General features: G+C 65.5%; 12 protein-coding genes. 8 read left to right on the top strand and 4 right to left on the bottom strand.

The annotated features are described in order from the left end of the window. Window positions 1-5: 5 nt before the first annotated feature. Both R5N89_RS10195 and R5N89_RS10190 read left to right on the top strand, forming a co-directional pair. Window positions 6-491, top strand: a complete 486-nt coding sequence (locus R5N89_RS10195; protein WP_110566526.1) for a hypothetical protein — start codon at window positions 6-8, stop codon at window positions 489-491. Beyond that, window positions 488-1,072, top strand: coding sequence for an HAD family phosphatase (locus R5N89_RS10190; protein WP_110566524.1), 585 nt, complete (start codon window positions 488-490; stop codon window positions 1,070-1,072). Before R5N89_RS10195 ends, R5N89_RS10190 begins: the two co-directional genes overlap by 4 nt. Window positions 1,073-1,147: 75 nt before the next feature. Here R5N89_RS10190 and R5N89_RS10185 read toward each other — a convergent pair whose 3' ends face one another. Beyond that, window positions 1,148-2,272: an AI-2E family transporter gene (locus R5N89_RS10185; RefSeq protein WP_110566522.1), complete on the bottom strand. Its 1,125-nt coding sequence runs from the start codon at window positions 2,270-2,272 to the stop codon at window positions 1,148-1,150. Window positions 2,273-2,499: 227 nt separating this feature from the next. Here R5N89_RS10185 and R5N89_RS10180 point away from each other — a divergent pair, with 227 nt between their 5' ends. Then, on the top strand, window positions 2,500-3,684 hold the full coding sequence (locus R5N89_RS10180) for an MFS transporter (RefSeq protein ID WP_244192017.1): 1,185 nt from the start codon (window positions 2,500-2,502) through the stop codon (window positions 3,682-3,684). A gap of 87 nt (window positions 3,685-3,771) precedes the next feature. Here the strand turns inward: R5N89_RS10180 and R5N89_RS10175 are convergent, their stop codons facing one another. Beyond that, entirely contained in the window at window positions 3,772-5,658 is a 1,887-nt protein-coding gene (locus tag R5N89_RS10175) for an ABC-F family ATP-binding cassette domain-containing protein (protein WP_110566520.1), read from the bottom strand. A 161-nt stretch (window positions 5,659-5,819) separates the two neighbouring features. Between R5N89_RS10175 and ndk the strand changes: the two genes are divergently transcribed. Further along, window positions 5,820-6,242 (top strand): nucleoside-diphosphate kinase, encoded by a 423-nt coding sequence (ndk, locus tag R5N89_RS10170; protein WP_010514331.1) that lies wholly within the window; start codon window positions 5,820-5,822, stop codon window positions 6,240-6,242. A gap of 266 nt (window positions 6,243-6,508) precedes the next feature. Here the strand turns inward: ndk and purN are convergent, their stop codons facing one another. Together purN and purM are read right to left on the bottom strand one after the other, a co-directional pair. After that, window positions 6,509-7,129 (bottom strand): phosphoribosylglycinamide formyltransferase, encoded by a 621-nt coding sequence (gene purN / locus R5N89_RS10165; RefSeq protein WP_110566518.1) that lies wholly within the window; start codon window positions 7,127-7,129, stop codon window positions 6,509-6,511. 10 nt (window positions 7,130-7,139) lie between these two features. After that, on the bottom strand, window positions 7,140-8,240 hold the full coding sequence (gene purM / locus R5N89_RS10160; RefSeq protein WP_110566516.1) for a phosphoribosylformylglycinamidine cyclo-ligase: 1,101 nt from the start codon (window positions 8,238-8,240) through the stop codon (window positions 7,140-7,142). 134 nt (window positions 8,241-8,374) lie between these two features. Here purM and R5N89_RS10155 point away from each other — a divergent pair, with 134 nt between their 5' ends. From R5N89_RS10155 to R5N89_RS10140, 4 genes are all read left to right on the top strand, one after another. Further along, complete coding sequence (locus R5N89_RS10155) at window positions 8,375-9,136, top strand: chromosomal replication initiator DnaA (RefSeq protein ID WP_110566888.1); 762 nt, start codon at window positions 8,375-8,377, stop codon at window positions 9,134-9,136. 247 nt (window positions 9,137-9,383) lie between these two features. Further along, complete coding sequence (locus R5N89_RS10150) at window positions 9,384-11,681, top strand: RNA degradosome polyphosphate kinase (RefSeq protein ID WP_110566515.1); 2,298 nt, start codon at window positions 9,384-9,386, stop codon at window positions 11,679-11,681. 45 nt (window positions 11,682-11,726) lie between these two features. Beyond that, on the top strand, window positions 11,727-13,223 hold the full coding sequence (locus R5N89_RS10145) for a Ppx/GppA family phosphatase (RefSeq protein ID WP_110566513.1): 1,497 nt from the start codon (window positions 11,727-11,729) through the stop codon (window positions 13,221-13,223). Window positions 13,224-13,325: 102 nt separating this feature from the next. Next, a complete protein-coding gene (locus R5N89_RS10140; RefSeq protein WP_110566511.1) occupies window positions 13,326-14,675 on the top strand; it encodes an amidohydrolase family protein in 1,350 nt (449 codons plus the stop codon). The last annotated feature ends 176 nt before the right edge of the window (window positions 14,676-14,851 follow it).

Here is a 14,851-nt window from a genome sequence, read left to right as displayed (position 1 = left end):
CGCCAATGAGACGCGAAACCGCCCTGCTGATCGGGTTTCTGTTCATCACTATCGGCACGGCAGCAGGGTTGTGGTACATGGCCATGCCCAATTTCCGGCCGCTGAGCTTCCCCACCATGCAGTCGGGCACCATTGCGGTCGGCCCCATGCGGCGCGAGCGCACGCTCACGGCAGCGCAGGTCAAGACGCTTAATGACTGGCTGCAGGCCCACACCAAGGGCTGGGGCCCGCTGGGGCAGACCCCGCCTTCAAGCGGTGATGCCGTGATGGAAATGCAGGTGGCGCAAGATGGCAGACAGGCCAGCGGCCCCGCCGTGCCATATCGCATCACGCTATGGACCGGCATCAGCGCTGCTGACTGGAACAACACCGTGTTCGTGGAGGAGCGCCCTGGCGCCGTGATCCGCTTCCATCACTACAAGGACAAGGATTTCGACGCGCTGCGTGATCTGGTCAACCAGTATGACTATGCCCGGTCGGCTTTCCCATGAGCCTTGTGCGCGCGGGCACGCAGGGCCTGATCTTTGATTGCGACGGCACGCTCGTCGATAGCCTGCCGCTGTACCGTGAAGGCTGGCTCGCCGCCCTTGAGGATGCGATCGGCCAGGGCGTGCCGCCGGAATGGTTTCATGGTCATGGCGGCATGTCCGAGCATATGGTGCTTGATATTGTCGAGCAGCGCCTGGGCCGCGTGGTGGACCGTGATGGCATCATATCGAACGCGCGCGCCAGCATGCTCCGGCAGTTGCATGTGCTGCGCGAGATCACGGTCGTGACCGATATCGCCCGCGCATATCATGGCCGCCTGCCCATGGCGGTGGCCTCGAACGGGTCGCGGCAGGTTGTTTCGGCCTGCCTGAGCCACCTCGGGCTCGAGAAGCTGTTCGATGTCATCATCACCATTGATGACGTGAACCACCCCAAGCCCGCGCCGGACATGTTCCTGCTCGCGGCACGCAATATTGCCTGTGCGCCCGCCGCCTGCCTCGTGTTCGAGGACAGCCGCGAGGGCATGCAGGCCGCCACACGGGCTGGCATGGCGCATGTGGATGTGAATACCCTGCAGGCCTGATAAAAAGATCAAGGCTTTTGGGTGCCGCCTTTTTTCAAAAAAGGCGGCATGACTTCCCTGCCAGCCTGCCGGTGCCTAGACCCGCTCGTCATCATCGAGTTCTGGCATGGCTTTGTCCATGGTGGCGAGCAGGGCAGCGGTGAGCGGCGAGGCCAGGATCAGGCCCGAAATGCCCAGAATGGTGCCAAAGATCGTCTGTGACAGGATGGTCAGACCCGGCGGCATCTTGACCGCATGGCGCTGGATGAGCGGCGCCATGACATTACCCTCGAAGAACTGGATGGCGGCGTAAAGCCCCAGCACCATGACCCCCTCGCGCGTGCCCTGCGAAAGCCCGATGAGCACGGCGGGCACGGCCCCCACGAAGGCCCCGATATAGGGGATGAAATTGGCCATCCCCGCCACCACGCCCAAGGCGAGGGCCAGCGGCACGCCAATGCACCACAGCCCGATGAAGGACAGCAGCCCCACCACCGTCATGTCCAGCGCCTGCCCCGCCGTCCACGCCCACAGGGTGCGGCCTGCGGTCAGCAGCAGTTCGCGCGAGGTCTTGCGGTAGGGGTGGGGGATCAGCCGCAGCATGCCGTTGACATAGATTTCGGGTGAGATGGCGAAATACAGCCCCGCGATCAGGATCACGGCCAGCGTGCCCGCAGCGCCAAAGGCCGAGGAGACAAAGCCGGTCATCGACCCCGCGATGGAACCGAACCCGGCATTGCCCGAAGTCTGTTCGTTGCCGCCAAGGGTGGTGGGCAGGTTATCGAGGATCATCCGCCCGGTGGAGGAATTGCCCATGCTGTCACGCAGGTTGTGGGCCTGCTCGCTCAGGGCCGTGCGCAGCTTGACCGCCTGCTCCGATATTTCGGGGCCGCTGCTCCAGATCAGCCCGGTCAGCGCGCCGATCAGCGCCACCACCACGATGGAAAGCGCCAGCCAGTAAGGCATGCGCATGCGCTGCTCAACCAGGCGGGCCAGATTGTGCAGGATCACCGCCACCAGGGTTGCGGCGAAGATGACCATCAGCACATCGCCCACAACCCAGATCAGCATGACCACGATGGTCACGATCAGCGTCAGTCGCAGCAGGGCATAGATACGCGCTAGCTGTGTGGCGCGGGGGTCGGGTATGTCATCCTTGTGGTGGGCAGGTCTTGAATCGGGTTCGTTGGAAGAAGGAGCCGTAGGGGGCGAGGCTGTCATCTATGGGTCCGTGTGCTGGGCATGGAACGTGTGGAACGGGGTTGACGTGCGCGTGGCGTGAACCCGGATAACGCATGGTGAGGCGGACGGATTGCCGGAGAATGAAATTCCGTCACGGATGGTCTGATAAAGTGATATGGCCCCTGATGGGTTAATGCCGCATTGATATGCAAGCGGTAAGCCAATCTTCCCCATCGGGAAAGGGCGTATGTGTGAGTGATGCGAATATGGCCCCCCTTCCGGCGGGGCGCGTATGGATGGCCTGGGCTGCGCTGGCGGTCGCCACCTTTGCCATCGGCACGGGTGAGTTCGCGCTCATGGCGCTGCTGCCCGGCGTGGCGCGGTCGCTTGGCGTTGGCGTGCCGGTGGCAGGCCATGTCATCAGCGCCTATGCGCTGGGGGTGGTGGTGGGGGCGCCGCTTGTTATCCTGCTGGCCGCCCGCATGCCCCGGCGCAGGCTGCTGCTGGTGCTGCAGGCCGTGTTCGTGGCGGGCAATGCCGGGTGCGTGCTGGCACCCGGTTATGCCACGCTGGTGGCCCTGCGTTTTCTGACCGGGCTGCCGCATGGCGCCTTTTATGCCGTGGCGGCGCTGGTGGCGGCAGAAATGGTGCCACCCGCGCGCCGGGGGCGGGCGGTGGCAGGCGTGTTCTCAGGTCTTACGATCGCGCATGTGGTGGGCGTGCCGCTGGTGACATGGGTGGGTGAAGCGTTGGGCTGGCGCGCGGTTTACGCGCTGGTCACGCTCATGGGTGTCTTCGCCTTCGGGCTGATGGCGCGCAGCCTGCCGCAGGTGCCGGTCGATCCTGCCCATGCGCCCTCCCTAAGGCGCGAGCTTGGTGCGCTCCGCAGCCCGCAGGTATGGCTGACGCTGGCCACCGGCGCGGTCGGGTTTGGTGGCATGTTCTGTGTCGGCACCTATCTTTCCACCGTGCTGCTGGGCGTGACGGGGGTTTCCGCTGGCGTGCTGCCGGTAGCGCAGATGCTGTGGGGGCTGGGCATGGTGGCGGGCAACATGGCGGGCGCGCGGCTGGTTGATGTGAGCCCGGTGCTGGCCATTATCGTAACCCTGATTGCGAGCACGCTCATGTCATGCCTGTTTGCGCTCTGCGCGGGCAACGTGTGGCTGATCCTGCCGGTCATCGGCCTGACCGGCTGCATCATCGCCCTGCTGCCCGCGCTACAGACCCGCCTCATGGACGTGGCAGCCGAGGCGCAGGGGCTGGCGGCGGCACTCAACCATTGTGCCGTCAACATCGCCAATGCCTTCGGGGCCTGGCTGGGCGGGGCGGTGATTGCGGCGGGTTATGGCGCGCAGTCCGTGGGGTGGGCCGGGGCCTGCCTCTCGGCTGTGGGGTTGGGGATTTTCCTGATCGGGCTGGCCGGTTCCCGGAAAGCAACCTGTAAATGCTAAAAGTTTTTGGGTGCTGCCCTTTTTCAAAAAGGCAGCGTTCTTTCGAAGCTTTTTGAAAAAAAGCTTTACCAAAAATTTTTATCGGCCTTAGTCCGCATTCGCGGCTTCAAGCTCGGTTTCGGCTTCCAGCCAGTCTTCCTCGGCGTGGTCATGTTCGCGGGCAATGGCGGCAAGGCGGGTGTTGAGTGCCGTAACCTCCTCGGGCTTGCCGGTTTCATACAGTTTGGGGTCGGCAAGGCGGGCTTCGAGTTTTGCGCGTTCGGCCACCAGTTTTGCCATAAGCTGCTCGGCATCGCGGATGCGCTTGCGCAGGGGGGCCGTGGCCTTGCGGGCCTCGGCACGTTCGCGGCGGTCATCGCGCTTCGGGGCGGCGGCGGGGCGGTCGGGGTTGCTGGCCGCGACAGCGCGGGCGCGTTCGGTCAGCCATACGCGGTATTCCGCCATGTCGCCCTCAAACGGGCGCACCGTGCCATCGCCCACCAGCCACAGCCGGTCGGCCACGAGTTCGACCAGATGCGGGTCATGGCTGATCAGCAGCACCGCGCCCTCGAATTCCGCCAGTGCGCGGATCAGCGCGTCACGCGCATCAAGGTCAAGGTGGTTGGTCGGTTCATCCAGAATCAGCAGGTGCGGGGCATCCCGCGTTGCCAGCGCCAGCAGCAGGCGGGCCTTCTCGCCGCCTGACAGGTCGCGCGTGGGTGTTTCGGCCCGCTCCGCATCCAGCCCGAAGCGGGCAAGCTGCGCGCGCACGGCAGGCGGCGTGGCTTCGGGCAGGGCGCGGGCCATGTGGTCGACCGGGGTCTCGTCCGGGCGCAGTTCCTCGGCCTGATGCTGGGCGAAATAGCCCACCTTCAGCTTGGGGCTGTGCTGGATCGTGCCCGACTGGGGCTCCAGCCTGCCCGCCACCAGCTTGGCGAAGGTGGACTTGCCGTTGCCGTTCGCACCAAGCAGGGCGATGCGGTCCTCCATGTCGATGCGCAGCGACAGGTTGGACAGGATGGTGTGCTCGCCATACCCCGCACTCACGCGCTCCATGGTCAGCATGGGCGGCGGCAGGGCGGAGGGCTCGGGGAAGGAGAAGTGGCTGGGCGTATCCTCTACCACGCTGTCGATCTGCGGCAGTTTTTCCAGCGCCTTGATGCGGGCCTGCGCCTGCTTGGCCTTGGTGGCCTTGGCGCGGAAACGGTCAACAAAGGACTGCATATGCGCGCGCTTGGCGTTGATGCGCTCGGCCATGCGGGCCTGCTGCAGCGCCTGCTCGGTGCGGATGCGCACGAACTCCTCATACCCGCCGGGCGTGAGCGTGAGCTTGCCCCGGTCGAGATGGGCGATGGCATCCACCGCGCGGTCGAGCAGCCCGCGATCATGGCTGACAATCAGGGCAGCGCCGCCAAAGCGGGCCAGCCAGTTCTCGAGCCAGATCGTGGCCTCGAGGTCGAGGTGGTTGGTCGGCTCATCGAGCAGCAGCAGGTCGGGGTTGAGGAACAGGGCGGTTGCCAGCGCCACGCGCATGCGCCACCCGCCCGAAAAGTCGGATACCGGGCGCGCCTGGGCGCTGGCATCAAAGCCAAGGCCGGACAGGATCGCGGCGGCGCGGGCGGGCGCGCTGTGGGCATCAATGGCCAGCAGGCGCTCGTGAATATCGGCAATGCGGGCGGGATCGGTACAGGTCTCGGATTCGGCCAGCAGGCTCGTGCGCTCGGTATCACCCGCCAGCACGGTGTCGAGCAGGGAGCCGTAGCCGGTGGGCGCTTCCTGCTTGATGCGGGCCATGCGCGCGCGGGCGGAAAGATGAATGGAGCCGCCATCGGGCGCGATATCACCTGCAATGGCGGCCAGCAGCGTGGACTTGCCCGCCCCGTTGCGGCCCACAAGGCCGATCTTGCGGCCGGGGTCGATGCTCAGGCTCGCGCCATCGAGCAGGGTGCGCCCTGCAATGCGCAGGGTCAGGTCAGATATGACGAGCAGGCTCACGGGCGGAAAACTCCGGCAATAATAGGGGGCATGGCTGGTTTCGTGCGGCTTTGTACCTACCAGTCTGCGGCGATATGCTCTAGATGGCGGTTGTAAGGTGATGTCGGCTTATGTCCAATGCCGCCTCGTATATTTTGCAACCTGTTGAAAGGAGCTGTCCCATGGCAGTCGAACGTACCCTCTCCATCATCAAGCCCGATGCGACCCGTCGTAACCTGACCGGCAAGATCAATGCCGTGTTCGAAGGCAATGGCCTGCGCATCGTTGCCCAGAAGCGCATCCAGCTGACCAAGGCGACCGCTGGCGCGTTCTATGAAGTGCACAAGGAGCGCCCGTTCTACAACGACCTCGTGTCCTTCATGATCTCTGGCCCGGTCGTGGTGCAGGTGCTTGAAGGCGAGAACGCCGTGCTGAAGAACCGCGAAGTGATGGGTGCCACCGACCCCAAGAAGGCCGAAGCCCACACCATCCGCGCCCAGTTTGCCGAGAGCATCGAAGCCAACTCCGTGCATGGCTCCGACAGCCTCGAGAACGCGAAGAACGAGATCTCCTTCTTCTTCGCTGGCACCGAGATCCTGCCCTGATCCTTATGGATTGGAAAAGGGCCGGGGCATCATGCTCCGGTTGCGGAAAAGCCGACCTTCGGGTCGGCTTTTTTTATGCCTGCGGGCTGACGGGCGTCTGAATATTTTATCGCACATAATGGTATTGAAAAGCGGAAAGCGCAGCGCAAGCCGCGCAGATGCCCGGCTCTGATAAAGGCAAAGAGAAGAAGTTTTTGGCGAAGCTTTTTTCAAAAAGCTTCGACAGGGCGCTGCCTTGGTGAAAAAGGCGGCGCCCGGAAGCCTGTTTAAACCGCCAGCAGGCTGTCAGCCGCGTCAGGCACGGGTGTCGTGGCCGGAGCCAGCACGCGGTGCAGGGCAGCGGGGTAGAGCCTGTGTTCCTGCACCAGCACGCGGGCGGCCAGCATGTCCGGCGTGTCGCCATCGAGCACGGGCACGGCGGCCTGGCCGATGACCGGGCCTTCATCCATGCCCTCCGTCACCCAATGCACGGTGCAGCCATGGATGCGGGTGCCGTTTTCCAGCGCGCGCTCATGCGTGTGCAGGCCGGGAAAGGCGGGCAGCAGGCTGGGGTGGATGTTGAGCATCCGCCCCTTCCATGCCGTGGTCAGGAATGGCGTGAGCAGGCGCATGTAGCCCGCAAGGCAGATATATTCCACGCCCGCCGCCCGCAGTGTTGCGTCAAGCGCGCGCTCATGGGCCTCACGGTCGCGGGGGTAGGCGCGGTGGTCGATGGCGCGGGCTTCAAGCCCGGCTTCCCGCGCCACGTCCAGTCCCGGCGCGTCGGGGTTGTTGCTCAGCACCAGGGCAATGCGGGCGGGGTAGTCAGGCCGCGCGCAGGCGGCAATCAGCGCGCGCATGTTGCTGCCGCGCCCGCTGATGAGGATGGCGATGGGTGTCTTGTGCATCGGAGCCGGGTCAGTCACGCAGTTCGGGCAGTTCATCAAAGGTCAGCGTGGCCGGGCTGTCCGGGCTTTCGCCCTGCGTGATGGTGCCGATGATGAACGCCTGCTGCCCGCGCTCGGCCAGTTTCGCCATGGCGGCGTCACTGTCGCGCACCACCAGCACCATGCCCACGCCGCAGTTGAACACGCGCAGCATTTCCTCGGTGGTGACATTGCCAATGCTGGCCAGCCACGGGAACACCGGCGGCACAGGCCAGGCCGTGCCATCAAGCACGGCGCGCACGCCCCTGGGCAGCACGCGCGGCAGGTTGCCCGGCAGGCCGCCACCCGTAATGTGGGCAGCGCCCACCAGCAGGCCCGCATGGTGCAGGTCGAGCACGGGGCGAACGTATAATGTGGTGGGCGTCATCAGCGCCTCGCCCAGTGTGAGGCCATCGGCGAAGGGGCAGGGGGCATCCCAGCCCAGACCGCTGCGCGTGACGATGTTGCGCACCAGCGAAAAGCCATTGGAATGCACGCCCGCCGAAGGCAGCGCGATCAGCGTGTCACCGGGGCGGATATCGCCGGGCAGCAGCGCCGTGCGCTCGGCCGCACCGACCGAAAAGCCGGCCAGGTCGTAATGGCCGGGGCCGTACATGCCTGGCATCTCGGCGGTTTCGCCGCCCACGAGCGCACAGCCCGACTCGGCGCAGCCTTTGGCTATGCCGCGCACCACCTTGGCCGCATCCTCGACCGCAAGCTTGCCGGTGGCGAAGTAGTCGAGGAAGAACAGCGGTGTCGCGCCCTGCACCACAAGGTCGTTCACGCACATGGCCACAAGGTCGATGCCCACGGTTTCATGCAGGCCGCTCTCGATGGCGATCATGAGCTTTGTGCCCACGCCATCGGTGCATGACACGAGAATGGGGTCGGAAAAACCGGCGGCCTTGAGGTCGAACAGCGCGCCGAATCCGCCAAGCCCGCCCATGGTGCCGGGGCGGTCGGTGGCCTTTGCCGCAGGCTTGATGACTTCGACCAGGGCGTCGCCCGCGGCGATATCAACCCCGGCATCGCGGTAGGTGGCGCTCGGCGCGTTGGCGGGGGTGGCATTGGGCGGGCGGGGGGCGGACGTCATGCAGCAGGCCTTTTTCACAAGCAAACTATCACTTTCCCGGACTCCCTCGCGCAGGCTATGAAAACTGCCCTTGGAGCCGGGTTCAAACGGACTTCCGGCTTTCTTTACGTCATGGCGGGGCTGTGCACAAAGCGGTGGTTGAGCATACGAAGCTGAAAACGGATGAAAACACGCCTGCCGCGGTGATCGGGCAGATGGTGTTGCCGTTTGCCCACACGCCGCGTTTTGCCGCTGCTGACTTCGTTTTTGCCGCCTCCAACGCTGCCGCGCGTAGCTGGCTGCTTGGCCCCACGCCCTGGCCCGAGCGCAGGCTGGCGCTTTGGGGCGCGGCGGGCACCGGCAAGACCCATCTGCTTGAAATCTGGGCGCACCGGCATGGCGCGCGGCTGCTGCATGGGGCCAGCCTGTCGCATGCGCATGTGGCGGCCCTGTTCCCCGCCTGTGGCGCGCGGGTGCCGCTCATGGCCATTGCGCTTGACAGTGCCGATGAATGCGCTGACGAGCGCGCCCTGCTGCACCTGATCAACGCCGCGCGCGAGCATGGCATGGTCCTGCTGCTCGGCGCGCGCACGCCGCCCGCGCGCTGGATGGTGGCGCTGCCGGACCTGGCCAGCAGGTTGCGTGCGACGATGGCGGTGGCCATCGGCCAGCCGGGTGACGGGCTGTTGCGCGTGCTTTTGCTGCGCCTGCTGGCCGAGCGCCAGATCGTGGTGGCGCAGCCGGTGGTGGAGTGGCTGCTGCGCCGCCTGCCGCGCACGGCTTTGGCCATGCAGGAGGCCGTGAACCGGCTGGATCACGCAGCCCTTGCCTCGGGGCGCCCGGTCACCCGCGCTCTGGCCGTGCACGCACTGGCCGACCTGCTGCCAGTCGAACTGCCGCTCATGCCGTCGGACTAGAAAAAACAGGGGCTTGCGCCTGTCATGAAAAATTCATGGGCTTCAGCCTGAAGCGCGTCGGTGGATATTTTTTGGAAATAGAAGTTGCCGGGTGCCGCCGTTTTGCAAAAAAGCGGCGTTCCCCGAAGCGTTTTGAAAAAAGCGTCATCGGAAACTTACGGATGCCCCCTTGAGGGCAACGGGGCACGCATGGGCTTGGTGCTGGCCAAGAGGGTGTCCCGTCGTCTAGAATCGCTTGCAACAAGCAATGCCACCGCCGAACGGGAGCGCGAATCCATTGGCCAGAACGCCACGCAAGCCTGCCACGGGCGCAAAACCGGCGCCCCGCGCGCGTAGCCGCGCCCACTCCGCCACGGCGGCAGGGCGGCAGGTTGCCGTGCGCGAAGCCCCTGAAACCCACATCGACGCCACATCGCCCGCGCGCTTCATCAACCGCGAACTGTCCTGGCTCGACTTTAACCAGCGCGTGGTTGATGAGGCTGATAATCCCCGCAATCCGCTGCTCGAGCGCGTGCGTTTCCTGTCGATCAGCGCCTCCAATCTTGATGAATTCTATTCCGTGCGCGTGGCGGGGCTTGTGGGGCAGGTGCGCGAGGGGCTGGTCAAGACCTCGCCCGATGGGCTGACGCCCCAGCAGCAGCTTTCCGCCGTGCGCGAGCGCACGGGGCGGCTGTTGCAGGAGCAGCAGCGCATCTGGCGTGACCTGCAGCGCGAGCTTGAAGCTGCTGGCGTGGTGGTGTGCGATGAAGTCTCCTTCACCGCCGAGGAGCAGGAATGGCTTGATAGCTGCTTCATGGAGCGCGTCTTTCCCGTGCTCACGCCGCTGGCCATCGACCCCGCCCATCCGCTGCCCTTCATCCCCAACATGGGCATCGCGCAGGCGCTGCGGCTGATGAACGCCGAGACCGGGCAGTTCGTGATGGAGGCGCTGATCCTGCTGCCCGCGCGCATCGAGCGTTTCATCCGGCTGCCGGCAAGCCTCTCGCCACCCGGCATCACGCGCTTCATCCTGCTTGAGCGCCTGATCGTGATGTGCATCGACCGCCTGTTCCCCGGCCTTGTGGCGGGCGACTGGGGGGTGATGCGCGTGGTGCGCGACACGGATGTGGAGTTCGAGGACGAGGCGGAGGATCTGGTCCGCTCCTATGAGAGCGCGCTCAAGCGCCGCAGGCGTGGCGTGGTGATCCATCTCGATATCGAATCGCGCATGCCCGAGGATCTGGCCCGCTCCATGGCCGACGGGCTGGCCCCGCCGCCTGATGAAGTGTTCGTGCAGTCCGGGCTGATCGGGGTGGTGGACCTCAAGCAGCTGATCGTCGATGACCGGCCCGACCTGCTGTTCCCGCCCTATACGCCGCGCTTCCCCGAGCGGATTGTTGATTGCGGTGGCGACTGCTTTGCCGCCATCCGCGCGCGCGACATGATCGTGCATCATCCGTTTGAAAGCTTTGACGTGGTGGTGCAGTTCCTGCGGCAGGCGGCGCTCGACCCCGCCGTGGTGGCCATCAAGCAGACGCTCTACCGCACCTCGCGCGACAGCCCGATCGTCAAGGCGCTGATCGAGGCGGCGGAAGCAGGCAAGGCGGTCACCGCCATGGTCGAACTGCGCGCCCGGTTTGACGAGGAGGCGAACATCCGCCTCGCCCGCGCGCTTGAGGCGGCGGGCGTGCAGGTGGTGTTCGGCTTCTCCGACCTCAAGACCCATGCCAAGCTCAGCCTCGTGGTGCGGCGCGAGGGCAGTGGCCTGCGCTCGTACGCGCATTTCGGCACCGGCAACTACCACCCCATTACGGCGCGGATCTATACCGACCTGTCGTTCTTTACGTGCAACCCGGAGCTTGCGCGCGATTCGGCGCGGCTGTTCAACTACATGACCGGTTACGCCATGCCCGCGAAGATGGAGGCGATCGCGTTCTCGCCCGTGACCATCCGCCGCACGCTTGAGGAACTGATCGCAGGCGAGATCGCGCATGTGCAGGCGGGCCGGCCGGGGCAGATCTGGCTCAAGATGAACTCGCTGGTCGATCCCGACCTGATCGACCGGCTGTATGCGGCATCGAATGCAGGCGTGCGCATAGTGGCCGTGGTGCGCGGCATCTGCTGCCTGCGCCCCGGTGTTCCCGGCCTTTCGGAGAACATCAAGGTCAAGTCCATCGTGGGGCGCTTTTTGGAGCATGCGCGCATCTATGCCTTTGGCGACGGGCACCGCCTGCCATCAAAGCAGGCGAAGCTGTATATCTCCTCGGCGGACTGGATGCAGCGCAACATGGACTGGCGGGTGGAAAGCATGGTGCCCATGCTCGACCCGCAAATTCATGCCCGCGTGCTTGACCAGATCATGATGATCGATCTCAAAGACAACCTGCAGTCGTGGATTCTACAGCGTAACGGGGTCTGGCGGCGGCTGGAGCCGGGGCGCAGGCCCTTTTCATCGCATGAGTATTTCATGGAGCATCCGGGTTATCCGGTGCGTGGCGCGCCAGAAGCCCCGATCCGGGTCAGCGCATCGCAGCCTTGGCATGCGGAACAGATTATTGAGGACTGAGGATTACGTCATGGGCAGGCTCAAGGCAGAACGCGCTGGCAGCATATGGGGCGCGATGTGACGGGTGCTGGCGGGTTTCGCCGTTCGGCGGTCATTGATCTGGGTTCGAATTCCGTGCGCCTTGTGGTGTTTGACGGCATTTCGCGCAATCCCGCGCCCATTTTCAACGAGAAGGTCGTGCTCAGGCTGGGCCGGGGGCTCAACGCCACGGGCCGACTGAACGAGGCGGCGGTGCCGCTGGCCATGGAGGTCATGGCCCGTTTCAACGCCATTGCGCGTGGCATGGAGGCCAGCCCCTTCGAGGTCCTGGCCACGGCGGCGGTGCGCGATGCCACCAACGGGCCTGAATTCGTGGCGGGCCTGAAATCACGCCTGCCCGGCGTGCCGATCCGTATATTGAGCGGGGAGGAGGAGGCCGATTATTCCGCTACCGGCGTTTTGTGCGGTATCCCTGATGCCAACGGGCTGGTGGCTGATATTGGCGGCGGTTCGCTTGAGCTGATCCGCATCGAGAACGGGCGCAAGCGCGATGCCTGCACCCTGCCGCTGGGCGTGATCCGGCTTAATGACCGCGCCGATGGCGACCTGTCGCGCGCGCGTGCGCTGGTGGATGAAGACCTGGCCCGCGTGGGCTGGCTGGAGGATGTGCGCGGGCAGGATCTGTACCTGGTGGGTGGCGCCTTTCGCGCGCTGGCGCGCATGCAGATCGCGCGCACGGCCTATCCGCTCAATATCGTGCATCTTTACCAGCTTGCACCCGACACCGCGCGCGAGATGACGGACTGGATCCTGGGCGCCAACAAACGCTCGATCGAGCGCCTGCCCGGCGTGCCGCGCAAGCGGCTGGATGATGCGCCCTTTGCCGCTACCGTGCTGCGCCGGCTCATGCGGCATGCGCAGCCCAACGGGCTGGTCTTCTGCGTCGATGGCCTGCGCGAGGGGTGGTACATGCGCAATGTCGCCGCCAGCGTGGCCGATAACGACCCGCAGGATGCCGTGGCGCGCGAGATGTGCAGCATGCTTGGCCGCAGTATGCAGTTGCCCGAGCGCCTGGCTGACTGGACAGCACCGCTCTTCCCCGATGAAGACGCCGTGGCCAGCCGCCTGCGCGCGGTGGCGTGCTGGCTGTCGGATGTTGGCGCGCATGACCACCCTGAATACCGTGCCGAGCAGACCTACCTGCGCATCCTGCGCCTGCAGGGCGTGGGCTTTACGCATCAGGCGCGGGCTTTCCTGTCGCTGACGCTTGCGGTGCGCTACGGGGCCGACCTGTCGGTGGCGTATCTGCAGCCCTCGCGCCAGTTGCTTGACTCCGCGCAGTTTGCCCATGCCGTGGTGCTGGGGCAGGCATTGCGGCTGGCCTATACGGTGAGTGGCGGCACGGAAGCCCTGCTTGATGGCACGCGGCTGGAAATGGCGGGCGGCACGCTGTCGCTGCATTTCGCGCCGGGGCGCGATGTGGTGCAGGGCGAGAGCGTGCGCCGCAGACTTGAGCGCCTGGGCAGCGCCATGGACATGCCGGTGCGTATCCGCGACCATTAAGTGGAAAATTGGTTCAGGATAAAAGTTTTTGGGTGCCGCCTTTTTCCAAAAAGGCGGCGTTCCTTCAATAACGCTCAGGCATATCGGTAACAGGGGGCGGGCATGAAGCACGGAGAGCAACGCGACCTGCTGCTGATCCGCGGCGGCATGGTCGTAACGGGTCAGGCCAGCCTGCGGGTGGACGTGCTGTGCGGCGGCGTGGGGGAAATTCTGGCCGTGGGGCCGGAGCTTGACGTCCCCACCGGCTGCACGGTCATTGACGCCGATGGCCTGCTGGTGCTGCCGGGCGGCGTTGACCCGCACACCGGCATTGGCGTGGATGAGGCCGGTTTTGCCGCAACGGCCGGGGCGCTGGCAGGCGGCACCACCACCATCATTGATGTGATGCGGCCCCACGGGCGGGACATGGCGCAGGCCTGGCGCGACTGGCGGCAGGCAGCGGCCCACGCGCCGGTTGATGTCGGGCTGTGCATGGGGCTGCCTGATGCCGGTGGCGCTGTCATGGGCGGCATGGACATGCTGGCGGCCCATGGGGTCAACAGCTTTCACCTGTCCATGGCATCGGGCATGGCGGATCGTGAAATCCTTGATCTGGCGGCCCATGCAGCGGGTCTTGGCGCATTATGCGTGATCGAGGCACAGAACGCGCAGGCCATGGCTTACCTGCGCGCGGCCCTTGACCATGCGGGGGTGAGCGGGGCCGAGGCCTGCCTGCTGGCCTGCCCGCCCGCCATCGAGGCGGAAGCCGCAGGCCGCGCCATCATGCTGGCGGGACTGGTGGGGGCGCCGGTGCATGTGGGGCCGGTTTCAACCACGGGTTCATGTGCCGCCATTATTGCCGCCCGTGCCCAGGCCCAGCGCGTGCAGGCGCATGTGCTCGCCCCGCATCTTGTGCTCGATGAGGCTGTGTATGACGCTGATGATGCTTCCCCCTATCTGGCCCGCCCCCCTTTTCGGGACAGTACGCACCGGCGCGCGCTGTGGGGCGCGCTGGCCTGTGGCGCGGTGGGCATGGTGGCCAGTGGCTTCAGCCCGGCAGGGCAGGCGGCGCACGGCATGCCGGAGGGGCTGGCCGAGCGGATGCGCGTGGTGTGGCGGCATGGCGTGCAGGCGGGCGTGATGGAGGCGGAGGAATTCGTCCGCGCCACGTCGGAGGCGGCGGCAAGGGCGTTTAACATTTACCCCCGCAAGGGGGCCATCATGCCGGGTGCCGATGCCGATCTCGTGCTGTGGAACCCCGATGCGCAGGAGATGCGCCCAGCCAGCGCGGGCGGCCTGTATGGTGGCATCATGCTGGGCGGGCAGGCGGTATGCGTGATCCGGGGCGGCGTGGTGGCGTTGCGCAACGGGGCGCTGCAGGAGGGGGCGGGCCGGGGTGCCTACGTGCCCTGCCCGGCGTTCCAGCCCGGCCTGTCGGCGCGGATGCGGCAGGCGGCGCGGTTATCTGTTTAAAAATTAACGTCCTGACAACAATGATGAAAGTTTTTGGATGCCGCCTTCTTTAAAGAAAAGGCGACGTTTCAAACCACATCCTGAAAAAACGTTTCATGGCATTGCCCCTTTGCTTTCGGGCGGAGTGGCAGGGTAGGATCAGGAAACATCAATGGCTGTTCCGGCTGTCTGCCTTG

The sequence above is a fragment of the Komagataeibacter sucrofermentans DSM 15973 genome, assembly GCF_040581405.1.
Lineage (GTDB): Bacteria > Pseudomonadota > Alphaproteobacteria > Acetobacterales > Acetobacteraceae > Komagataeibacter > Komagataeibacter sucrofermentans.
This window is presented reverse-complemented; position numbering and strand designations above follow the sequence as displayed.